At 36.1% G+C, this 23,599-nt stretch carries 18 protein-coding genes and 1 CRISPR repeat array; of the genes, 14 read left to right on the plus strand and 4 right to left on the minus strand.

What is annotated here, in order from left to right; all coding sequences use genetic code 11:
* Positions 1-158: 158 nt before the first annotated feature.
* Positions 159-2,543, minus strand: coding sequence for a phosphoketolase family protein (locus ACSAMO_RS10205; RefSeq protein WP_412275080.1), 2,385 nt, complete (start codon positions 2,541-2,543; stop codon positions 159-161).
* 226 nt (positions 2,544-2,769) lie between these two features.
* Here ACSAMO_RS10205 and ACSAMO_RS10210 point away from each other — a divergent pair, with 226 nt between their 5' ends.
* The 13 genes from ACSAMO_RS10210 to ACSAMO_RS10270 all read left to right on the plus strand — a co-directional run bounded on the left by ACSAMO_RS10210 (position 2,770) and on the right by ACSAMO_RS10270 (position 16,913).
* Entirely contained in the window at positions 2,770-2,931 is a 162-nt protein-coding gene (locus tag ACSAMO_RS10210) for a hypothetical protein (RefSeq protein ID WP_499209254.1), read from the plus strand.
* Positions 2,932-3,410: 479 nt separating this feature from the next.
* Positions 3,411-4,742, plus strand: a complete 1,332-nt coding sequence (gene csm6 / locus ACSAMO_RS10215) for a type III-A CRISPR-associated CARF protein Csm6 (RefSeq protein WP_499209255.1) — start codon at positions 3,411-3,413, stop codon at positions 4,740-4,742.
* Positions 4,743-4,901: 159 nt separating this feature from the next.
* The gene (locus tag ACSAMO_RS10220; RefSeq protein WP_499209256.1) at positions 4,902-5,831 is read left to right on the plus strand and encodes a WYL domain-containing protein; all 930 of its coding nucleotides are present in this window, start codon (positions 4,902-4,904) and stop codon (positions 5,829-5,831) included.
* A gap of 212 nt (positions 5,832-6,043) precedes the next feature.
* Positions 6,044-6,766: direct repeats of the CRISPR family, unit length 36 nt; unit sequence ATTAAAAAACGAATAATCCCTGTAAGGGACGGAAAC.
* A gap of 157 nt (positions 6,767-6,923) precedes the next feature.
* On the plus strand, positions 6,924-7,679 hold the full coding sequence (gene cas6, locus ACSAMO_RS10225) for a CRISPR system precrRNA processing endoribonuclease RAMP protein Cas6 (protein WP_499209257.1): 756 nt from the start codon (positions 6,924-6,926) through the stop codon (positions 7,677-7,679).
* Entirely contained in the window at positions 7,666-9,936 is a 2,271-nt protein-coding gene (cas10, locus tag ACSAMO_RS10230) for a type III-A CRISPR-associated protein Cas10/Csm1 (protein WP_499209258.1), read from the plus strand. Before cas6 ends, cas10 begins: the two co-directional genes overlap by 14 nt.
* Before the next feature lie 6 nt (positions 9,937-9,942).
* Positions 9,943-10,314: a type III-A CRISPR-associated protein Csm2 gene (csm2, locus tag ACSAMO_RS10235; RefSeq protein ID WP_412293840.1), complete on the plus strand. Its 372-nt coding sequence runs from the start codon at positions 9,943-9,945 to the stop codon at positions 10,312-10,314.
* Positions 10,315-10,316: 2 nt separating this feature from the next.
* Positions 10,317-10,991 (plus strand): type III-A CRISPR-associated RAMP protein Csm3, encoded by a 675-nt coding sequence (gene csm3 / locus ACSAMO_RS10240; RefSeq protein WP_499209259.1) that lies wholly within the window; start codon positions 10,317-10,319, stop codon positions 10,989-10,991.
* 3 nt (positions 10,992-10,994) lie between these two features.
* Positions 10,995-11,921 carry a type III-A CRISPR-associated RAMP protein Csm4 gene (gene csm4 / locus ACSAMO_RS10245; protein WP_499209260.1) on the plus strand — a complete coding sequence of 309 codons (927 nt, stop codon included), beginning with the start codon at positions 10,995-10,997 and terminating at the stop codon, positions 11,919-11,921.
* A 10-nt stretch (positions 11,922-11,931) separates the two neighbouring features.
* Positions 11,932-13,023: a type III-A CRISPR-associated RAMP protein Csm5 gene (csm5, locus tag ACSAMO_RS10250; protein ID WP_482490620.1), complete on the plus strand. Its 1,092-nt coding sequence runs from the start codon at positions 11,932-11,934 to the stop codon at positions 13,021-13,023.
* 759 nt (positions 13,024-13,782) lie between these two features.
* Positions 13,783-14,151, plus strand: a complete 369-nt coding sequence (locus tag ACSAMO_RS10255) for a helix-turn-helix domain-containing protein (RefSeq protein ID WP_176813169.1) — start codon at positions 13,783-13,785, stop codon at positions 14,149-14,151.
* Positions 14,085-14,987 (plus strand): IS3 family transposase, encoded by a 903-nt coding sequence (locus ACSAMO_RS10260; RefSeq protein WP_176813171.1) that lies wholly within the window; start codon positions 14,085-14,087, stop codon positions 14,985-14,987. The genes ACSAMO_RS10255 and ACSAMO_RS10260 overlap by 67 nt, the downstream gene beginning before the upstream one ends.
* A gap of 145 nt (positions 14,988-15,132) precedes the next feature.
* A complete protein-coding gene (locus ACSAMO_RS10265; protein ID WP_337599440.1) occupies positions 15,133-15,567 on the plus strand; it encodes a MarR family winged helix-turn-helix transcriptional regulator in 435 nt (144 codons plus the stop codon).
* A gap of 2 nt (positions 15,568-15,569) precedes the next feature.
* Complete coding sequence (locus ACSAMO_RS10270) at positions 15,570-16,913, plus strand: MATE family efflux transporter (protein WP_337599439.1); 1,344 nt, start codon at positions 15,570-15,572, stop codon at positions 16,911-16,913.
* Positions 16,914-16,944: 31 nt separating this feature from the next.
* Here the strand turns inward: ACSAMO_RS10270 and ACSAMO_RS10275 are convergent, their stop codons facing one another.
* The 3 genes from ACSAMO_RS10275 to ACSAMO_RS10285 are packed head-to-tail and all read right to left on the minus strand — an operon-like array spanning position 16,945 to position 21,581.
* The gene (locus ACSAMO_RS10275; protein WP_499209261.1) at positions 16,945-18,774 is read right to left on the minus strand and encodes a hypothetical protein; all 1,830 of its coding nucleotides are present in this window, start codon (positions 18,772-18,774) and stop codon (positions 16,945-16,947) included.
* 12 nt (positions 18,775-18,786) lie between these two features.
* Entirely contained in the window at positions 18,787-20,745 is a 1,959-nt protein-coding gene (locus ACSAMO_RS10280; RefSeq protein WP_499209262.1) for a beta-galactosidase, read from the minus strand.
* 14 nt (positions 20,746-20,759) lie between these two features.
* Entirely contained in the window at positions 20,760-21,581 is an 822-nt protein-coding gene (locus ACSAMO_RS10285) for a helix-turn-helix domain-containing protein (protein WP_337599435.1), read from the minus strand.
* A 345-nt stretch (positions 21,582-21,926) separates the two neighbouring features.
* On the opposite strand from ACSAMO_RS10285, the gene ACSAMO_RS10290 reads away from it, so the two are divergent.
* Complete coding sequence (locus tag ACSAMO_RS10290; protein WP_499209263.1) at positions 21,927-23,588, plus strand: dynamin family protein; 1,662 nt, start codon at positions 21,927-21,929, stop codon at positions 23,586-23,588.
* The last annotated feature ends 11 nt before the right edge of the window (positions 23,589-23,599 follow it).

Raw genomic sequence — 23,599 nt, forward strand, 5'->3', positions numbered from 1 at the left:
TCCTTTTTTATGGAATTTAAAATTTCTTTTACTACTTTATTGTATAATAATATACGAAAAAAGTCAACATTTATAACTGCATTTATCGCCGTCTTTTGAACTTTTATGCGATTTTGCATAAAAAAAGCGACTACCAAAGTAATCGCTTTTTGATAATATTAGTCGTTAATTGATTCCCATTTCCAATTACGAACTTCAGGCAAGTCCTGACCGTATTCGGCAATGTATTGCTTATGTTCAACAAGTTTATCGCACATAAGTTGATTTAGGTATGCACCCTTATTGCCAAGCTGAGGCAAGCTTTCAACAGTTGCCTTAACAAGGTGGAAACGGTCGATTTCGTTTTGAACACGCATATCGAACGGAGTAGTGATTGTACCCTCTTCCATATAACCGAAAACGTGAAGATTTCTGTTATGTCTGTTATATGTAAGTTCGTGTACAAGTTTTCTGTAACCGTGGAACGCGAATATAATCGGCTTATCTTTTGTAAAGATTGAATCGTATTCAACGTCGCTAAGACCATGAGGGTGTTCAGACTGTGGCTGAAGCTTCATAAGGTCAACTACGTTTACGACACGAATCTTTAAATCAGGCATATTCTTATGAAGAATTGTAGCTGCCGCAAGAATTTCAAGTGTCGGTGTATCACCGCAGCAAGCAAGTACAACATCAGGTTCACAACCCTTATCGTTTGATGCCCAATCCCAAATACCGATACCTTGTGTACAGTGCTTAACAGCCTGTTCCATTGTAAGCCATTGCGGACGTGGGTGCTTTGATGTTACAAGAACGTTTACATAGTTCTTACTTCTGATACAGTGGTCAAAGCATGATAGCAAGCAGTTGGCATCCGGCGGAAGATAAATTCTTGCAACGTCTGCTTTCTTATTTGAAATATGGTCAAGGAATCCCGGGTCCTGGTGTGTAAAACCGTTATGGTCTTGCTGCCATACGTTTGATGACAAGATAAGATTTAGCGATGCAATCTTTTGACGCCATGGAAGTTCCGATGTAACCTTTAACCATTTAGCATGCTGTGCAGCCATTGAATCGATTATTCTGATAAATGCTTCGTAACTTGCAAAGAAACCGTGACGACCTGTCAAAATATAGCCCTCAAGCCAACCTTCACACATATGTTCCGAAAGCATTGAGTCCATAACTCTGCCGTCTGTTGCAAGAAATTCGTCATTATCGTATTTTTCACCGTTCCAGTCACGGTTTGTTTCTTCAAATACTTTGCCAAGTCTGTTTGACATAGTTTCGTCAGGACCAAATATACGGAAGTTTTTGCTTTCCTTGTTTAACTTGAATATGTCACGAACAAATCCGCCAAGTTCAATCATATCCTGTCCCTCGACAGAACCAGGGAACGGTACGTCAAATGCATAATCTCTGAAATCAGGCATACGTAAATCTCTTAAAAGCAAACCGCCATTTGCGTGTGGGTTAGCGCCCATTCTGTGATTGCCCTCAGGAGCAAGTGCGGCGATTTCAGGAACAAGTCTGCCGTTTTCGTCGAATAATTCTTCGGGTTTGTAGCTTAACATCCATTCTTTTAGTTGGTCAAGATGTTCCGGCTTTGACATATCCATAGGTACTTGGTGTGCTCTGAATGTACCTTCGATTTGATTTCCGTCAACAACCTTTGGACCTGTCCAGCCCTTTGGTGTACGAAGAACGATCATAGGCCACTTTGGACGTGACGCGTCATTGTTTTCGCGTGCATTCTTTTGGATTGCCTTAATCTTTTCGATTACTGTATCCATAGTTTCTGCCATTAGTTTGTGCATTGTCATAGGGTCATCGCCCTCAACAAAGTACGGTTCCCAACCACATCCCTTGAAGAATGATTCGATTTCTTCGTGTGATATACGCGAGAAAATTGTTGGGTTTGAAATTTTGTATCCGTTTAAGTGAAGTATAGGTAATACCGCACCGTCATTTATTGGGTTTAGGAATTTGTTTGATTGCCATGCTGTTGCAAGAGGACCTGTTTCGGCCTCACCGTCACCGACAACACAAGCAGTGATAAGATCGGGATTATCAAATACCGAACCGAATGCGTGTGCAAGTGAGTAACCAAGTTCACCGCCTTCGTTGATTGAACCAGGTGTTTCGGGTGCAACGTGGCTTGAAATACCGCCCGGGAATGAGAACTGCTTAAACAGTTTTTTCATACCCTCTGTATCTTGGCTTACGTTCGGATATACTTCCGAATAAGAGCCTTCCATATATGTATTTGCCACCATAAAGTTACCGCCGTGTCCCGGACCTGAAATGTAAATCATATCAAGGTCGTAACGCTTAATAACTCTGTTTAAGTGAGTGTAAACAAAGTTTTGACCCGGCACTGTACCCCAGTGACCTACTATTTTGTGCTTTACGTGTTCTCTTTTAAGAGGCTCTCTCAAAAGAGGGTTGTCAAGTAAGTAAAGTTGACCTGCCGCAAGATAGTTCGCAGCTCTCCACCATGCGTTCATTTTTGTAAGCATTTCGTCGCATAATGGCTGTTTTTCCAAACAATCATTTGAATTCATAAAAATTCTCCCTCCGTTTTTTTTACATGGCAATTTTATTCCCAAGCCGTAAAATTAAATGTCTAAAAATTGTCATACTACTCTCCAAGATTAAATTATACGCCTGTGTTAAATATTTGTCAATGTTTATTTTGACAAGATTAGCCTTTATTTTTTTGATATAACAGAAACTCTTATGGGTGTGGATTTGATTTTAATACCGATAGTGACTACAAAGCAAGAGTCTATGTATATATTTGAAAAGAAAATATGTGCACAAGTGTTTCAAAATTGTGTTGCGGTTGCAATGTGCAACAGAGTTGGAAGCGAGGGCAAAATGGATTTTGCAGGTGAGTCTTTGGCGGTTGACGCTAACGGACGCGTTATTGTCAAGACTGATGATACATAGCAGATTGTCTAGGCAGATGTGGATATTGAAATGGTCAGAAAGATTAGAAAAAGTAAAACTTATACATCACTTAGAAGAACAGAATTTTATTTATAAACGAAAGGTCGAGAATAAAATATCCTTGACAAGCTCATTAATCATTTTAAATTTTTTCAGTATCATCCGAACGTCGTATGCGTCATACGGGGCGTTTTTAGCGTAGCTTTTTTATTGCAAGGTGAACACAACTCGGGTTTATATGCAAAGGCAAAATCTAAACTATTTGTACAGTCGATATGTCCCGTTATAATAAGAGGGAACAATGAGATAAGGGATAAAACGGCATAGTGTAGAAATGCTGTGCTATTTTAATAAATAAATTAAAAAAATGATAAAATATTTGACATATTCATTAATTTTTTGTATAATATTTGTATAATATAAGTATGAAAAGTAAAAAACGTCAAGGAATAAAATTTACATAAGAAAGAGGGGTAAAAATGAGAATATTATTTTCACCGGTAGGTGGAAGTGATCCGATTAAGCGTATGCTGGACGGACCTATGTTACATTGCTGTCGTGTATATAAGCCTGATATTGTGTGTTTGTATTTCACGCAGAGTATGCTTGAATATGAAAACAGAGATCAGCGATATACTTGGGCATTGGAAAAATTGGGCGAAAAACTAAATCACAAATTTGAGATTATTAAAATTGAACGAGAAGATTTAGTTGATGTACATAAGTTTTATATTTTTTATAACGATTTCGGAAAAATATTCGAGGAAATAGAAGAAAAATATCCCGACGCAGAATTTTATGTGAACACATCATCGGGTACTCCGGCAATGAAAAGTGCTATTGTAGATTTGGCGGCATTATCAGAAAAACGTATTAAAGCACTTCAAGTTTCAAGCGGTGAAGCGGGTCCTATGCACGACAGAGATAAGGACGAAACATATGATAAAAAAGAACAATGGGAATGCGATATGGACAATGGCGATTCTTTCAGAAATCGCACATTGTTAGTTGACAATGAACAATTTTTGGCAAATATAAAAAGACAGAACGTTATAAAGCTGATATCTTCTTATGATTATCCGGCGGCAAAACTTCTTGCGAACGAAATCAAGGATTATCTGACAGATGACGCAATGAAACTTCTTACTGCGGCGGAAGGCAGATGGAGATTGGATTATAACTGTGTCGCCAATGTATTAAAAGACGCCGATTATGATATAATACCCGTTAAGAAAAAAGAAGAAAGAGAAATAACAGAATATTTATTATGGCTCGGAATAATCTTGGGCAAAAGAGATTATTTGAGTTTTATCAGGGGTATCACTCCGGCGGCAATGATATTGCTTGAAAAGATTATGGAAACTTTGACCGAAGTCGGTGACATAAAAAAGTATTGCGAAAAAAGAAAAGACGCTTATTGGCTTACTCGTGATAAACTTGAACAGAGTAAAATCGGTAAGGAAGTTTTAGCTGTGTTAGACAAAAGATACGGCAAATTTACTGACTGCATCTATACAACAGCACATTTGGAACTTATAATTAAGGGATTTTGCTCAGATGATAAAATAAAATCACATTATTTGAAAATTATAAGAAAAACCGAAACCGAATTAAGAAATCCTATTGCACATACGATTGTTGCGGTGGATAACGGAATGATTAAGAACAGAATCGGCATAACGGCAGAAGAATTATATAATGACGTAATAAAAAAAGTAGCTGAAAGTGTCAGATTGATGAAAAAAAGCACTTGGAATTCATATGATGAAATGAATAAACTGCTGATAGAAAAAGTTCGTGAAGTAAAATAACAACACAAAAGCACAGCTATGATTTTAAAGCTGTGCTTTTTGTCATTGAGTGAAAGGATACATAATGAATGTTTATGAACGCATTTTTAATATTGTAAATTTGCTTAAAGAAGTTGAAACAGGTATATCCAAAACAACAAAGGTATAACGAAAAAGAGGTTGTTTAATGAATGGGTGTATAAGGAAGCAAAAAACAGCGAAACTGATAAAAGAAGAAAAATGTTGCAGGAGGACATCAATAAACTTGTAAGAAAAAAGATTTTAAGTATAGACAGCAACGGTGTTTTTCATTTGTCATTAGATGTTCCCGTAACTCGTAAAATAAAGAATGATATATTATTAAGAACGATATACAAAATCAGAGCAAAATGCCAAGGTGAAGCGTATCAATTAATATTAGAAAATATTATAAAGAAAATGATTGCCGATTATACATACAAATTAGAGGGTACTGTAGAGAATGATAATACGGAAATGCTTTTGTATGAGAGTAAGAATAATAAGCGGCATTATGATGTGTTGTCGTCAATTATGAATATAGATTATGCCAACAAAAAGATAGAGATTGATTACAGAACAAGACGAGGTGAAGTAATCAAAAGAAAAGTCAGTGTCGGTACAATTATTTTTGCGTGTGAGCGTGACAAAATGTATATAATAGCGTCGGAGGAATATAACGGAGCCGATAATATGACCGTCATAGATATGGAAAGTATTGAAAGTGCAACGGAAAGTGAGGATATAAATTATATATATCAAAGCGATGAAGTGCAAAAGATTATAGATGAAATGTTTATTGTGTCTGTCGATAATGCGGAGAATATTGAGGTTGAGTTTAAAGATTGTTTTAATATCAAAGAACGACTTGAAAAAATGGTGTCAAACAGAAAATTTGCTAAGCTTGATATATCGGAAGATAAAATTGTGTATAGAGATACGGTTCGCGGACTCAGTGATGTTGCAAGGTATTTAAGAGGATTCGGACGCTCGTGCAAGGTTAATAAGCCGGAAAAATTAAAACAGATGATGATTGAATCTAATGATAAGGTTATAGAAATGTATGAAGAATATTTGAATAAAAATACTTGAAAAATTTGTTTATGTATAGTATAATGATTTTAATGAGATACAAAGAAAAAATACAATAACTGTATATTTTCAGCCGCAAAGCCGAAAAACAAGGTAAAACCTACGTTTTTGGCTTGTGCGGAGAATGTAAATCAGCGGTTTCCAATCAAAAATAATTTTGCCCCGCAAAACGCATTTTGAGCTAAGTAATCATGCGGGTTTTGGAGGGTAGGATTAAAAAATGAATAACCCCTGTAAGGGACGGAAACTATATTAACCTTTTTTATGTTTATATTTACATCTTTATTAAAAAATGAATAACCCCTGTAAGGGACGGAAACTTGATGTTAATATTAACATCTTTAAACCTGCGAAAATCCATAAATTAAAAAATGAATAACCCCTGTAAGGGACGGAAACTCTATGGTTTATACCGTCAATAACTACTGTACTACTATATAATGATTAAAAAACGAATAATCCCTGTAAGGGACGGAAACTCATCATTGTTTATGATAAACTCAACTTTTTTACCTATGATTAAAAAACGAATAATCCCTGTAAGGGACGGAAACAACCGCCGGGAATTATACCGTAACGGTCAATGTATTTTCTACTAATTAAAAAACGAATAATCCCTGTAAGGGACGGAAACTTATAACTAAAATCTTTTTTTGGGTATGGTATACCACGTAATTAAAAAACGAATAATCCCTGTAAGGGACGGAAACGATTCAGTCAAGTACAATGCACTTTCAATGTTGTTATTAAAAAACGAATAATCCCTGTAAGGGACGGAAACCGCTTTAGCTATCTCTTTTTGTGATATATAACATTTATTTTTGATTAAAAAACGAATAATCCCTGTAAGGGACGGAAACTTTTCAGTTTTGAAACCACTATAATATGACCTGACACGAATTAAAAAACGAATAATCCCTGTAAGGGACGACAAGGCAATTTCACAAATACCTTGAACGAATTTGCGTTCAAGGTAATTTTTTTTATAAAAAATTAGAAATAAAATGCAGAAAAATGTTTAAAAGTAGAAAAAAGTGGTATATATAAAATGGTGATTAAATTTACAAACAGTAAAAGGGTACGGTGAAATGAATGTTATCAAAGTTTGAAATAGCCTTAAAGGACAGCGAAAATGACATAAACAGAAATATGGGGTCACTTTTTCACGGTGCGTTAATGGAAATGATGAGCAGAGATTACGGCGATTATTTACACGAAAATCATTTAAAACCGTTTTCGCAAAGCATATTTAAACGTGACGATGAATTTAAGTGGATTGTAAATTGCCTGGACAGGGAGAGCAGTGAGATATTTAACGATATTCTGATGAATCGGCTTGACAAAGTGGAGATAAAAAACAAAAACAAGACATTTGAAGTCATATCGAAAAATATGCAGACCATAACGTACAAAAATTTGATAGACAGTACATATTTCTCGGACAGTGCAAGAATATTTAAGGTGAATTTTTTATCACCCACAAGTTTCAAAATTGATGAAAAATATACATTGTTCCCAAACATTGAGGCGATATATAAGAATTTAATCAGAAAATTCGATTCGTTTTCGACCGAGTTCAGTATATATGATGAAGATATGTTAGAAAGTCTTATAGATAATACGGAAATTATCGGTTACAATTTAAGAAGTACGGTATATCATTTGGAGTCAATAAAAATTCCGTCATATATCGGAAATATTTGTATCAAAATACACGGAACACAGCAAATGACGCAAATAGTTAAGCTGTTACTGACATTTGCGGAGTATTCGGGAACAGGAATAAAAACCGCCTTGGGAATGGGTGCGGTTAAGACAGATGAGGTGAGAAAAATTGCAAGAAAGTAAATTGAAAGTTATCGCAGGCGCTTTATTACACGATATAGGAAAACCGGCATATCGCGGAGATAAAAGTAAAAATCACAGTATTTCGGGATATGAATTTTTGAATGATACCGTCGGAATAAAAGATACGGAAATTTTGGAACAAGTAAAGTATCATCACAAGAATATGATACAAAATTCTTCGATTGCCGATAATTCTCTTGCTTATATAACATACATTGCGGACAATATTGCGTCGGGTGCGGACAGAAGAAAAGTGGACGAAAATCAAGGCTTTGATATGGATATGCAGTTGGAATCCGTATTCAATATTTTGAACGGAAATAATCAGCATTACAAATACAAACCGCAAACTATGGAAAACGGAATTAATTATCCGATTGAAAATGAAATCTCTTTTTCAAAAGAGATATATAAAAAAATATGTGATGATATTGCGGATTGTTTAAAGGGGATAGATGAAAATAATTCGGAATATATAAATTCATTGCTTGAAGTGATGGAAGCGGATTGTTCGTTTGTTCCGTCATCAACGAGCAAAAACGAAATCGCAGATATTTCATTATACGACCATTGCAAAATCACAGCGGCAGTCGGCAGTTGTATTATAGATTATTTGGAACAAGAGGGTATAACAAATTATAAAGATGAGTTATACAACAACAGCAAACAGTTCTATTCTAAAAAAGCGTTTTTGATGTATTCGTTTGATATATCGGGTATTCAGGATTTTATTTACACGATAAGTGCAAAGGGGTCTTTGAAATTATTGCGTTCAAGGTCTTTTTATCTTGAAATGTTATGCGAACATTTGATTGATACGATTTTAAAACGACTTGAATATTCAAGAGCAAATCTGATATATTCGGGCGGCGGTCACGGATATGTTTTGCTTGCAAATACAAGTAAAAATAAATCTGCTTTAGATGAAATTAACAACGAAATAAATCATTGGTTTATCGATAATTTTAAAACAGCTTTGTATGTTGCAGACGCATATACAGAATGCAGTGCAGATGATTTAATGAACAGTAACGGTACATATGAAGATATTTTCCGAAATGTGTCTAAAATTTTATCGGACAAAAAGGGAAACAGATACACAGCCGAGCAGATTTTGACTATGAACAATAATCATCATCAAGACGGTGAAAGAGAGTGCAGAATATGCAAGCGTTCCGATACCTATATTGAAAATGATGTTTGCGGAATGTGTCAGAAACTTATTGATATGTCTGATGATATTTTGGAAAAGGATTTTTTTGTTGTTTTAAATACCGACAGCGGTTTGCCGTTGCCGTTCGGACAATCTCTTATTGCAACAAGTGCGGATACGTTAAAAACAAAGTGGATAACAGATGAATTATACGAACGCAGTTACAGCAAAAATAAGATGTATACAGGACGTAATTTATCAACGAAATTATGGGTAGGTGACTATCATACAGATAAGGAATTTAAGAAACTTGCTCAAAAGTCGGAAGGCATTGAACGAGTAGGAATAATCAGAGGTGACGTGGATAATTTGGGTAAAGCATTTGTAAGCGGTTTTGATAAAGAACGTGTATCATTGTCAAGAACTGCAGTGTTTTCAAGAAAACTATCAATATTCTTCAAGAAACACATCAATAAATTGTTAGAAGAAAATGATATAAACGGTCTGATTGTATATTCGGGCGGTGACGATATATTCCTTGTTTGTGCATGGTCGGACGCTATTAAGGCGGCAATGATTTTGAATGAGGCATTGCATAAATTCACGCAAAATACGCTTACAATTTCGGTAGGTATCGGAATATACAATCCGTCATATCCCGTTGCGTCAATGGCGTATGAAAGCGGTGACCTTGAAAGTAAATCAAAGTCAAGCGGCAGAAATAAAATAACACTTCTCAGTGTAAATAACACCGAGAATGAAAAGTATACATTTGAATGGGATGAACTTAAAAATAAAGTTATCGGTGAAAAGAAAAAATGTCTTGAGGAGTATTTCGTCGGTCAAGCGGAGCATGGTAAAAATCTGTTGTACAATTTACTGAATTATTTGAGAAATACAACCGACAAAATAAATATTGCACGATATGCGTATTTGTTGGCAAGGATAGAGCCTGAACGTGACGCTGATGAACGTATAAAAGAAAAATATAAAGCATTTTCAAGACAAATGTATAATTGGGCGATAAATAAAGAGGACAGATTACAGCTTATTATGGCAATTTATCTGTATGTATATGAAACGAGAGAGAAAAGCGAGGAGTGATAGATAATGGGATATGTAGAAGATGCGGAAAAGGTATTTAAAGACTGGTATTCGACAAGAGATAAAAAAATAACAACTTCAAAAATAAGAGGATTATTATCCGGAATGTCTGATATATATAATGATGTTGTCAGAGTGGAAGGCGAGGAGTTGCCTCAAGATATTGTTGACCGTATTCAGTATTTGAAAGTACAGTTTGTATATGAATATGGCAGAGATGATAAAAAAGACGGACCGGTAAGAAGATTTATAAATGAATCCAAAATTCTAAATAAAATCGACCAAATCGGAACGAGTAAGAAGAAATTTATTGAGATGGAACGATATATGGAAGCATTGGTGGCTTATCACAGATTTTACGGCGGAAAGGATGAATAAAAATGATTAGTAAAATAGAAATAACATCAGAATTGGAAGTGTTGACAGGTATGCACATCGGCGGTACAAATGAATTTGCCGCAATCGGTGCAATAGATTCGCCTGTTGTTCGTGACGTAATAAGCCGTTTGCCGATGATTCCGGGTTCTACATTGAAAGGTAAAATGAGAACTCTTATGTCACGTCAGTACAGCGAAAATTATATGCCGGTAGAAGTTAAAAATGATCCCGAGATTGTACAGAGATTATTCGGTTCGGCTGATAAAAAAGAATACAGAAATGCGAGATTACAATTTTCGGACAGTCTTTTAAGTAACATCGATGAAGTAAAGAGCAGAGGTGTCAGCAGACCGACTGAAGTTAAGTTTGAAAATACAATCAAGCGTTTGACGTCTGAAGCAAATCCAAGACAAATCGAAAGAGTTATTCCGGGGTGCAAATTCAATATTTCGATTATCTATAATATCAACAGTGACGCACAACTTGATGAAATGCAGATTGAGGAAGATTTCAAGGCAATAAAAAACGGTTTAAAATTGCTTGAATATGATTATATAGGCGGTCACGGTACAAGAGGATACGGAAAAGTTAAATTTAATAATGTTGAAGTAAACGATGTTTTCGGTGATGTAGACGATGATGTGATGAAGACGTGCAAGGGGATTTTGGAGGAATAGTATATGAGGTACACAATTTATAAATTGTCGTTCCCTAACGGTATACATATCGGAACAGGAAATTTATCAAGTACGGAAAAAGTTATTCATTCCGATACACTGTTCTCGGCTATGTGCATTGAGGCACTCAATATAGGCGGAGAAGAAAAACTTAACCGGTTTGTGCAAATGGCTAAGGATAATCAATTAAGAATTTCGGACGCAATGCCGTATATCGGAGATACAATGTATTTGCCGAAACCGATGATAAGGATTGAGGGAACGGACAAGGATTCGGCATTGAAAAAAGAATTTAAAAAACTTGCATATATTCCTGTTCAGTATATGGAAACGTATCTTTCCGGAAATGCCGAACCGACAAGCTTAAATAACGATTTTTCAAGTTTCGGAGAAGATACCCTTTATCAAAAGGTTGCATTGAAAAATAATGATGAGGACAATGACCTGTATTCTGTAAGAGTGTATAAGTTTAATGAAAATTGCGGATTGTATGTTGTTTTTGCAACAGAAACCGAGGACGCAGAAGATTTGGTTTTTGATATAATGGATTCGTTGCAGTATTCTGGAATAGGCGGTAAAAGAACAGCGGGATACGGTCGGTTTGAATGCAGAATAGCAGATATTCCGTCAAGTCTGGAAAAAATGCTTGAAGCTGATAACTGCGAAAATTATATGACTATATCAATGTGTATGCCGTCTGATGACGAACTTAGCAGTGTGCTTGACGGTGCGGTGTATAAACTGACAAAACGCGGTGGATTTGTGCAGTCAAGCACATATTCCGATACGCAACTGAAAAAACGTGATTTTTATATGTTTGCGTCGGGGGCAGTTTTTAAAAAGAAATTTGACGGTGATGTGTTTGATGTGGCAATACTAAAAGCACATCCGATATATAAATACGGTAAACCGATTTTGTTGGGATTATAGGAGAGGAAAAATGGAAAGTTATTTAAAACATTATAGAATGAAACTCAAAACTTTAGCACCTCTTTATATAGGCTCCGGTAAAGAGGTTACAAAGAAACAATACATATTTGCGAATAATAAGATATATGTGATTGATGTACCGAAATTCTTAAAATTTATCGCGGATAAAAATTTGACGGACAAGTATATGACTTTTTTACAAAATGATGATCCGAGAATTAAACTTAAGGATTTTCTCGAAAAATACGGTATACGAAATTATGATGATATTACGGCTTATGTATTAAAAGGTGTAGAAAATATTGATAATAAACGTAGCTTGAAAAATGTGTCGTTGTGCATTAAAAATGCGTATAACGAGCCGTATATTCCGGGCAGCAGTATCAAAGGTATGCTCAGAACGGTGATTTTGTGGAATATGATTTATGATACACCGGAAAATAACAGAAAACTGCAAGGAATAAAAAAAGACGCAAAGCACGAGGCGAAAACGTCGGACGGAAGAAGTATCAAAAGAAATTTGGGGAGAATATCGGATATTTTGGAAAAGAATTATTTGACTAAAAATATCGAAGAAAAAGACGTAAGTATAATGCGTGGATTGATTGTTGGGGACAGTAAACCTGTTTCGCTTGACAATATTGTGCTGTGTCAAAAAATCGATGTAAGTCCGAACGGAAAAGAAAAGACAATAAATACAATGCGTGAGTGCATACGCCCAAATGTTGATATTGAATTTGATTTGACAATCGACAGCAGTGTACTTGGATTTGATATTGAAACACTGTTAAAATATATAGAAAACTATTCAAAAGATTATTATGATCTAATGATGTATCCGTTTAAAAATGTTGAGGAAATTGACAATTCTATGTTTTTGGGCGGCGGAGCAGGGTATTTTTCAAAAACGGTGTCTTATATTCTTTTTGACGAAGAAAATGAGTATAACGGCGTTGATTTTACCCGTGATTTGTTGAAAAAGACAACTTCGTATAAACACAAACACGAAAAAGACAGAGATATTTCACCGCATATGCAAAAGTGTACAAGATGTAACGGTAAAATGTATGAAATGGGTAAGTGTCAGATTGAATTGGCATAGACTTTTCTGTTATGCCGGAAAGGAACATTATGAAGTTGAAGTAACTATAAAATACTTGAAAATATATTAAAATTATGCTATAATATTAATATGTTATTCATAACTTTAACCATTTAATGTATATTTTCAGCCGCAAAGCTGAAAAGCAAGGTAAAACCTACGTTTTTCGCAGGTGTGAATAATGTAAATCAGTAGTTTCCAATCAAAAATAATTTTGCCCCGCAAAACGTATTTTGAGCCCAGTAGCCATGCGGGCTTTCGAGGGTAGGATTAAAAAACGAATAACCCCTGTAAGGGACGGAAACTTAACAGCTATTTTGATTTTGTCCGGTTGGAATTCATTAAAAAACGAATAACCCCTGTAAGGGACGGAAACTTTCATCAGCTCAAAATTTTTAATTTTTTTGTCAACATTTATTAAAAAACGAATAACCCCTGTAAGGGACGGAAACTATCAGCTTCCCATTCTTTCGTATCTCTTTTTCGTGCATTAAAAAACGAATAACCCCTGTAAGGGACGGAAACTTAATTGCTCAACTTTTTCATTTGTGACCTTTGCAAGTGCAAATTAAAAAACGAATGACCCCTGTAAGGGACGGGACATGGAGAACAGATAATGGTAAAGTTATTGGCGATGATAGTTACGGTTATAATAGTCGTAATAGATATCAACAGAATGTAAAATTTGAAAATAAAAAATTCAGCTCCGTATTTGATATGCACCCCAAAAGTTAGACACTTTTGGAGGTGCATATTTTTATGGCAAAGAAAGGGCAAAAATATAGAAAACACTCGCCAGAATTCAAACTATCTGTTATAATGGATATGCGAGAAAACCATTTGGGTATAATGGAAACAGAGAGAAAATACGATGTTAAACATGATGTAATATCGAAATGGGAACGCATATTCTTGGAAGAAGGAGCCGAAGGTCTGATGAAAGAAAGACGAGGTAGAGCCAGTAAAGTAGATGGAATAGCAAAAGGTCGTCCACCCAAACTTGATAAGAAAATTGAAGAAGATTTAATTGCCGAAAATCAGCGATTAAGAATGGAGAATGAATACTTAAAAAAACTCAGTGCCTTAGTTCGGAAAAGAATGTTAAAAGAAGAGAAAAAGCAGCAATAGTCAATGAATTAAGGCAAAAATATCCGTTAAAAGACTTGCTGCAATTATCAGGTTTAGCCCGTAGTACCTTTTATTACTATATACAACATCCAATCAAAGATAAATACAAGAAAGAGAAACAAGAAATACTATATATATTTTTAGCTAATAAAGGCAGATACGGCTACCGCAGAATCTTAATTGTATTAAGACAAAAAGGATATACAATTAACCATAAAACTGTGTTGAAACTGATGAAAGAACTTAATCTCAAAGGAAAACAACGCAAAAACAGTAAATATCGTTCATACAAAGGAGAAATCGGCAAAATAGCCGACAACTTACTTAAAAGAGAATTTACAGCTACAAAACCTTTTGAAAAACTAGCAACTGATGTAACTGAATTTAAAGTGTGTAATGATAAAGTATATTTGTCACCTGTAATGGATTTGTATAATCGAGAAATTGTGTCATACTCAATTTCATTAAGTCCAAATTTGCAGCAAATTAGAGAAATGCTTGATGGTTTATTCAAAAAGCTGCCCGCTAATGCGAAACCATTATTCCATTCTGACCAAGGTTGGCAATACCAACATTCGGAATATCAACGTTTACTGTCAGAACACAATATTGTACAAAGTATGTCTAGAAAAGGAAATTGTATGGACAACGGTGCGATGGAAAACTTCTTCGGAAGATTGAAAGTTGAAATGTTTTATGGTGAAAAATTTGAAAGTGTCAAAGCTTTCATAGATGAATTAAAAAGATATATTGATTATTACAACAATGAAAGAATTTCTTTAAAGCTAAAAGGAATGAGTCCGGTACAATACCGAACTCATTCACAAGCAAGTTAATATTTAATTTTGTCTAAATTTTGGGGTTCACTTCAATTAACGGAGCTGAATTTTTTTATTATCTTTCACTTGACAATGGCAAAAATATTGTGCTACAATAGTACAAAATAGGACTATCTGAAATTGTACTAAACGGAGGCGGACTATGTCGGTTCAGAATTACACCAATCAATACTGTTCATACATACATGAATGGGACGCGGTATATGAGGAATATGCGAAGTCAGTGGGACTGTCATATACGGGGTTGATTGTTCTGTATGAGATTTATGAAATTGAAAACTGCACGCAAAAGAAATTGGGTGAGTATTGTTTTATTCCAAAGCAGACTGTTAATGCGGTGGTAACGTCTTTCTACAAAAAAGGTTGGATTACTTTAGAGGAAATGCCGCAGGACAGGCGAAACAAGACGATTCACCTAACCGAAAAGGGCAGAAAAGACACTGAAGAAATATTAGAAAAAGTCAAAGAAAACGAAAACAAAGCCATGGAACAGTTAAGCGAATCAGAGCGAGAAACATTGATGTCGCTTACAAAAAAGTATGTTACCTGTTTTAAAGATGCTATGTTGAAAGGATAAAAATGAGTAAAAATAATCAAGATGTTTTAAATCGTCCGATACATTTAAAAATGTTAATCGGATTTTCATTGCCGACGATTTTGTCGATGGTATTTATGAGTATTTACACGACTGTTGACGGACTGTTCGTGGCAAGGCTTGTTAATACAGACGCACTGTCGGCGGTTAATATCGTAATGCCGATGGTGTTTATCGCAACGGGAATAGGAACAATGTTCGGCAGCGGCGGTAATGCGTTGGTGGCGAAGAAAATAGGTGAGGGCAAAAAACAAGAGGCGCGAGAAGATTTTTCACTGTTGCTTTTTACGTCGTTTGTAGTGAGTTTGGTTATATCGGTTTTGTGCTTTGTATTTTTAAAACCGCTTTTGAGGTTGCTTGGCTCTGACGATAATTTAATGACATATTGTATAGAGTATATGTATCCGATTTTGATAGCAATGCCGTTTACGGTATTCGGTATGATGTTGTCAATGTCGTATATAACGGTCGGAAAAGCACATTTCGGACTGTGGATGTCGATACTTGGCGGTGTGCTGAATATCGTGCTTGATTGGTTGTTTATAGCGATATTCAAGTGGGGTATTGCCGGTGCGGCTATTGCCACTTCAATAGGTTATGTTACAACGTCGATTATCGGACTTGTGTACTTCTTTGTGAACAGAAAACACGAACTGTATATAGTTAAACCAAAATTGAGATGGCACACGATTATTAAAAGCTGTACAAACGGCTCGTCTGAAATGATTGGAGTGTTCGCAGGAAGTATCGTTGCAATTTTGTTTAATAATATTCTAATGCGTATGGCAGGATCGGACGGTGTTGCGTCAATCACGATTATGCTTTATGTGCAGGAGCTTTTTAACGCGGTGTATCGTGGATATGCAACAGGTATTGCACCTGTCATCAGCTATAATTTCGGCCGTGACGATTCGGTGAGGCTGAAGAAAATTCACTCAATCAGTACAAAGATTATATTGCTTGCGTCGTTTGTGCTGACGGGTGTGTGTATTGTGCTTGCACCGACTTTGGTTGAATTCTTTGCTGGTGATAATCAATCCGTTCTTGAAATGGCAGTGCATGGATTCAGAATTTTTGCGATAAGCTGTTTGTTTGTCGGAATTAATGTGTATTCATCATCACTGTTTACCGCATTGAATGACGGCAAAACGTCCGCAATATTGTCATTTTGTAGAACTGTTGTTTTCTTGGTAGTGCCTGTGCTTGTACTTCCTATGATAATCGGCTTGGACGGTGTATGGTGGTCAATGCCGATAGGTGAATTGCTGTCGTTTGCAATGAGCGTGTACTATTTTAGAAAATTGTATTTCAGAAAAGTAAAAGCATGATAAAAAGCTATGGCTAAGCCATAGCTTTTTACTATTTTATGTTAAAATACAATCCCCAATCTTGATCGCTTGCATATGGGTCGGCGTAGTTTGCGGATATACCGTTTATCGAGGTAGGGTAGACGTATGCACAAGTGGCGGTGCCGTCGGAGTTCAGCAGACTAAGCACGGAGCGGTGAGAATAATCCGCTCTTTTTTTATACTCGTTTGAGCCTATAATATCGCCGTAATCACTATACGCATTACCTGTAAGCGCACTCCAATAATGTGGGAAAGTATCGCCGTACAGTCGACATTTGCCGAACCAATAACCGTCCCAATGACGTATGGCGGTTTCATACAAATGACAGTCAGGCTGTAAGCCGTTAAAAAGTTCGAGTACATCAAGTTGAATTTTTGCAGCGTCAAGATACTTATTCTCATTTGTAACAATATATGTTTGAAGTAAAATATTCGTCGCCGGTGCGACTATGCTCTGCTCATAATTTACTTCGTGTGCGGGATAATCAAGTGCTGTTTCGGCGATATAATCGGCATGTTTTTTAAACCATGCAATCATATTATCCGCCATATCAGTCATACCGCTTTCTCTTAAACACTCAACAAGTTTTACAATCGGCACTTCAATAGCATAAAAATGCTCACCGCCTTGATTGTAAAAAAACAACATAATCTTATACGCAATTTCAAGCATATTTTTGTCCCCAAACAATTTGTAAAGTTCAATATAAAACAAGCTGAACCACGGATAATTGTAAAGGCGGGTAAAGGAATTATCGTAATTGTAGTCATTGAACACCTCGCCTGTTTCGATGCAAACAAGGTTGTTTTGTACGTATTTTATGTACTTTTTAAGACTATTTAAAAGCACTTCGTCATCGTGATTTTGCAGATATTTTGCAATAAGCACTCCCATACCGACACGCTCACGACCTCCGTTAAAGTCGTATTCACGATTATAATATATATGCTTTTCCTCATTGTCATAGATAAGATATGCACCGTCAAGCTTGCTTTTCGGATTGTTGTATTGCTGATTTTCAGCGATAAAATGACATCTGTTTTTAGCAAGTTCATCAAGACAAGGCAAGACCAAAATGTTGCAGTGAGTAACAACATCGTCAATATTTATCGAATATGAATACTTTCTCGGTGTATCGGCTTTTGTTGAAATGACAATTTCATTGTTTTCGATTTTGTAGTCAACAGATTTGTTATTTTCTTTGATTTGCACCTCAGAAAAATCAAAGTTAGGTGAAACGGTTATATTGATATTTTCACCGCTGAACAGTACGAAATTTTCAGCCGAAACATTGATAAAGCGATTGCATAGTTGATTAACTTTGCTGTAAAAATCGTTCTTGCCGTTATGCCAAAATAATTTCCATTCAATCGTAAAACTTTCATTCGGCACAAGTGCGACAGGTGACGGGTGAAGGATAAAATCACCTCTGTCGTTGCTGATTTTTTCAAAATCACGCTCGACACTGTAACCTGAAAGACTTCCCTCTGTCAGTACAAGTCCGAGGTGTGGAGCTTCGCCACCCATTCTAAGACACATAACATACGAAATATTTTCGCCACACCAAATATGTGTGTGACATTTTGTCGTCATACACGCTTTAGCACCGCAGGTGTAATCATCATTAAAAGGTGTGTATATCGAAATATCTTTCAGTGACGTAAAAATGTCCTTGTCGGTGGTGTTCATGAACGTGTATCGCTCTGTGATTATATCGCCTGATTGAGAGGAAGTCTTTTTTACGGAAATGCCTTTAGGGCATTTAACCGTACCCCATTCGGTGTTTCCCTCAATCCAATTCATTTTGTATTTATCGTTTGCGTTTATCAATTCTTTCATAAAATCAGCCCCTTACTCAATAATTTTTACTTCGTAACCGTCAAGTTTGATATTTGAAATCTCGGTTTTCGTATTATTAAAATTCATTACAAATTTATAGCTTTTATCGCCGTCTGTGCGTTCTTTTATCATCACACCTTCAACATATTTACTGTCAACAATTCTGCTTATTTTGCAATCATCTATAATATCGCCGTAGAAATCGTAAAGAAAATCGTTGTCTGTGCGTGAGGCGATATATACGGCAGTGCCGTTTTTGAAGTTGTGTTTTGTAACAATCGGCATACCGCGGTAAAAATCTTTTTCGTATGTAGATACAACTTCTGCCGTATCGGCGTGTAAAAGGTCGCAGGCATATGTAGCTTTGTAGGTTTTGCCGTTATATGTGAATTCGTTGTATTCACCGTCACAAAGTGCGTCGGTTTCTTCAACGCGTATGCCGAATACGTCATTTAACTTGTACGGTGACCATGACTCATACGCAAGGTCATTTTCGTTCACAAGTCCACTGTAAAACGTGTTTACAAATGTACCGCCGTCGGAAATGAATTTATGTATTTTTGCAACGGTTTCTTCGCTTGTCATATAAAGAATTGGCGCGACTATCAAATCGTATTTTGAAAAATCGTCATTGCAGTCGATTATATCAACCGAAACATAGTTTTTTATCAGCGATTCGTAATGTTCAAGTACAATATCGTCAAACGGCTTATACTTACTGTGCAAACTTTTCTGTTCCTCCAATGCACGCATATTGTCCCAATCGTAAATTACGGCAACATGGCTTTGCGTGTTTGAAATTTTTATGTGTTTGATATTTTGCAATCTCTCGCCGACTTCGGTAACGTCACGAAAAACGCGCGTGTCACTGCTGCCGTTGTGGGAAATTACCGCACCATGAAATTTCTCATACGCACCGCGACTTTTTCGCCACTGAAAATACTGCACTGAATTTGAGCCGCACGCAACTGCTTGTATTGAACTAAGCATATGAACGCCCGGACGTTTTAGTTTGCACGTTTCAAAACTGTTTGTTGTAGACGGTGTGCTTTCCATAAGCAGAAACGGTTTATTCTTCTGTGAACGGCAAATTTCGAAGCCGAAAGCGGCTTTAACTGCATTATTCCAATCACTTCCGCAGTGCCATCGCGGATAATTGTCCCACGAAATCACGTCTACAATATCCGCAAGACGTGTAAGATTTATTCCGCAGTTGAAGTGGAACATATTTGTCGTGACGGGAATATTCGGATTGTGTTTTTTCACCGTGTCAATTTCGGCTTGCAGAAAATCTATGCTCAAATCGGAGTAAAAACGCTTATAGTCAAGTGCAAGTGCATGTACAGATTTTTCGCCGTGCGGTGACGGTGACTCGATTTCTGAAAAGTCGGTATATTTGTGACTCCAAAATGTGCTCCAATATTGTTTGTTTAGGTTCTCAATAGTGCCGTACTTGTTTTTGAGCCATTTGCGGAAATTTTCCTGACAGTCGTTACAGTGACATTCGCCGTACATTTCGTTTGATATGTGCCACATAATAAGCGCAGGGTGGTGCGAATAACGTTCGGCAAGGAGCAAATCGATTTGATGTACTTTTTCACGAAATATTAAATTGCTGTTGCATTGATTTTCACGGTCACCGTATAAAAGACGTGTTCTGTCAGCATTTGTACGCATTATTTCGGGATACTTTTTAATCATCCAAGGCGGTTTGCCACCACTCGGAGTGGCAAGTATGACATAAATACCGTTGGCATATAAATCGTCCATAATTTTGTCGAGCCATTCAAAATGAAATTCGTTTTCTTTCGGCTCATACATACTCCACGAAAACACGCCGAGCGTAACAACATTGACGTGTGCCTTTTTCATAAGTCGTATATCCTCGGCTAAAATATCAGGGCGGTCAATCCATTGCTCGGCGTTGTAATCGCCGCCGTGTAAAAATTCGGTTATTTCATCATATCTCATTGCAATACCTCCGTTTATTCGTATTTCCACATCTGTACTTTGCGGCTTTGTTGCCTGAATTGATTAGGAGTGACTTCCTTCATATTCTTAAATACGCGGTTAAAATACTGACTGTTATCGTAACCGCACATTTTATAAATGTCGTGTATCGGAATTTTTGACTCGCATAAAAGCAGACAGGCACGTTGAATTTTGAGTGCATTTATATAGTGAGTAATCGTAATGCCTGTGTGTTCTTTGAATACACGGCAAAGATGACTTTTTGTTATGCCGAAATGCTCCGAAAGAGCGTCAAGTCCTTTGATTTCAAGGTAGTTTTTCTGTATGTAATTTCCGATTGTTGATAAATCGGAATCGAATGTGCGTTTGGCATTCGGATTGCTGAAAGGAATGTGCTTGTACAATATGTCAACTATTGCAAGCATACAGTCGTTACGCATATCAACGTTGTTGTAAGCAGTGAGCGAATATGTGCGGATAATCGGAAGTAAGTCGGGAGGGAGTGATATAAGCGGTGTTTTGAAACATTCCGTTATTTTGTCGTATTGCGATTTAGTAAAATGCTCTTTTATGTATGCGTCCGAAAATTCTATACATATTCCCGAAAAAGCACCATCCCCGAAACTTCTGTGCGGAGTTGAAGCAGGAATCATAAGTGCGTCACCAGTGCCGACTTTGTAAAGCACGTTGCCTAAATACATACGCCGTTCGCCGTTGCAGACAATATAAATTTCATAAGCGCCGTGCGATTCGTATATCGGATTGACGTTGCCATGCTCTCTGTCCTCAATCCAAAAATAAATGTTGTCGGCAGTGTTGGATTGTAATACCTCCATAAATTTTCCGCTCCTTTCAAGATGTTTTTCGATATTTTGATTGTATATTATGATAATCAAATTTTCAATAGCAATATCACATTTCAGAGCAATAAATATCAAAATAGTTTCATTTTTAAAATGGTTGAGTTTGGTTGACAAAACAGGTATCTTTTTGTATAATAAACTATAGTTATTATTTTTACTAATTTAAAACAAAAAACACAATTAAAATACATAAAATATTAACTGTTTATGACGAAAAACGCTGTATGCAGTAAAATAAGCCTTGCTTGCTGAGCAAGGACAGTTTTTGACCATATTGATAATATATAATATTTATAAAAAACAAAAGGAGTGGTACTAATGTTAAACAAAGAAAAATTCAATGAGGATATACAGGTATTGGACAATATGTCTAATAAATATTCTATTGCGACAATCGAAAATGACATTCAAACATGCAGACAAAATATCAGTGATTTTAATGTAAAGCTAATGTTTGTCGGAGGATTCAGTGCAGGAAAGAGTGCGTTGATAAATACGATTTTAGGCAGAGATTTGTTGGTCGAGGGACAGTTGCCGCAAACCGCTATTGCAACGGAATTGAAGTACAGTGACAGAGAGTATGCGGAACTTTTTAAAGACAATGTTTGCACGAAGATAAATTTAAACGAAATAGAACAATACGACCCTGATAAGTATGATTATGTTGTATGCCACATAAATAATGAAAAACTTAAGATGTTTAAAGATTTTGTTTTTGTTGATATGCCGGGATTTAATTCGGGAATAGAACGTCATAACAAAGCTATTTTAAGATATGCCGGTAAAGGTAATGCGTATGTATTGGTTATAGATTCCGATGACGGCGAAATAAAGGGCAGTATATCTGACTTTATATCGGAAATCAAAAATTACGACAATAATTTGGCGATTGCTATTTCTAAGTGCGATAAGAGAACAGAAAGCGAAATTTCCGAAATTGCCGATAAAATTCAGGAAACCGTTCAAAATTTATTCTTCAACGAAGTTAATATCGCAAAAGTATCGAAGATGAATCCAGAAGAAACAACGGCGGAAATGGTTGAGGTAATAAATAACTTTGATACTCAAAGTATATTCAATCAAACAGTGGCAGTTGACGTTGTGTCAATGATTGACAAGTGCTTGTCGGCTTTGAAAATAAAAAAATCGGGTTTGCAACTTGACAATGATGAAATAGAAAAGGCTATAAATGCAAAGAAACAGGCAAAAGAAAAACTTGAACACAAATTGCAGACTGAAACCGGAAGATTGAACAATAAAATGGACAACAGCCGTATGGAAATATATCAAAATGTGCAGAATGCGTTGAACAGCAATCTTAATGACCTTGCAGTTGCGGCACAAAGCGGCGGAGATGTGTTTAACAGTAAAGTTAATTCGATAATCAGACCTATTTTGATGACAAGTATTCAGGGTGCGGTTGAACAAAATTACAGTGAATTTATCGATGAATTGGATATAAATTCGATGATGGGCAACACAATCGATTTTGATAATATAAACGTTGTCAACGACTCATTGAACAATATAAAAGAAAATATGGAAGGTATGGATAAAGATAAATTCGGTACGGTATTTAAGAGCATAGCGTCTGTGCTTGCTATAGTTACTAATTTTGTATCACCGATATTGGAGCTTGCAGTTGTATTCTTGCCGGATATATTTAAGATATTCAGTGCATTCGGCAATTCGGAAGAAAAGAAGTTGGAGCAAATCAGAAATAAAATTCAAAGTGAGGCTATACCGCAAATTATGAGCAAGTTAGAGCCTGAAATCCGAAAAGAACTTGGTAATATTCAAAATGAAATGATGATACAAATTGAAAACAATGTCAAAGAATTGTTGGATGTTGAAACAGAGGCACTTGAAAAACTTGTTCAAGACAGAAATGAAAAGCAAAATACTTATGACAATGAAATGCAAGAGATTGCAAATGACATAAAGACAGTCGAAGATATAAGAAGAAAGTATATAGCATAGGAGGACATACA

The organism is Ructibacterium sp. SJQ-7 (genome assembly GCF_054696575.1).

What these genes read in the sequence shown, in the direction of transcription:
- ACSAMO_RS10275 (WP_499209261.1), bottom strand. Translation starts at nt 18,774, where the DNA reads ATGAAAGAATTGATAAACGCAAACGATAAATACAAAATGAATTGGATT.
- ACSAMO_RS10210 (WP_499209254.1), top strand. Translation starts at nt 2,770, where the DNA reads ATGTATATATTTGAAAAGAAAATATGTGCACAAGTGTTTCAAAATTGT.
- csm4 (WP_499209260.1), top strand. Translation starts at nt 10,995, where the DNA reads ATGAGGTACACAATTTATAAATTGTCGTTCCCTAACGGTATACATATC.
- csm6 (WP_499209255.1), top strand. Translation starts at nt 3,411, where the DNA reads ATGAGAATATTATTTTCACCGGTAGGTGGAAGTGATCCGATTAAGCGT.
- ACSAMO_RS10290 (WP_499209263.1), top strand. Translation starts at nt 21,927, where the DNA reads ATGTTAAACAAAGAAAAATTCAATGAGGATATACAGGTATTGGACAAT.
- ACSAMO_RS10270 (WP_337599439.1), top strand. Translation starts at nt 15,570, where the DNA reads ATGAGTAAAAATAATCAAGATGTTTTAAATCGTCCGATACATTTAAAA.
- ACSAMO_RS10280 (WP_499209262.1), bottom strand. Translation starts at nt 20,745, where the DNA reads ATGAGATATGATGAAATAACCGAATTTTTACACGGCGGCGATTACAAC.
- ACSAMO_RS10205 (WP_412275080.1), bottom strand. Translation starts at nt 2,543, where the DNA reads ATGAATTCAAATGATTGTTTGGAAAAACAGCCATTATGCGACGAAATG.
- ACSAMO_RS10255 (WP_176813169.1), top strand. Translation starts at nt 13,783, where the DNA reads ATGGCAAAGAAAGGGCAAAAATATAGAAAACACTCGCCAGAATTCAAA.
- ACSAMO_RS10265 (WP_337599440.1), top strand. Translation starts at nt 15,133, where the DNA reads ATGTCGGTTCAGAATTACACCAATCAATACTGTTCATACATACATGAA.
- cas6 (WP_499209257.1), top strand. Translation starts at nt 6,924, where the DNA reads ATGTTATCAAAGTTTGAAATAGCCTTAAAGGACAGCGAAAATGACATA.
- csm5 (WP_482490620.1), top strand. Translation starts at nt 11,932, where the DNA reads ATGGAAAGTTATTTAAAACATTATAGAATGAAACTCAAAACTTTAGCA.
- ACSAMO_RS10285 (WP_337599435.1), bottom strand. Translation starts at nt 21,581, where the DNA reads ATGGAGGTATTACAATCCAACACTGCCGACAACATTTATTTTTGGATT.
- csm3 (WP_499209259.1), top strand. Translation starts at nt 10,317, where the DNA reads ATGATTAGTAAAATAGAAATAACATCAGAATTGGAAGTGTTGACAGGT.
- csm2 (WP_412293840.1), top strand. Translation starts at nt 9,943, where the DNA reads ATGGGATATGTAGAAGATGCGGAAAAGGTATTTAAAGACTGGTATTCG.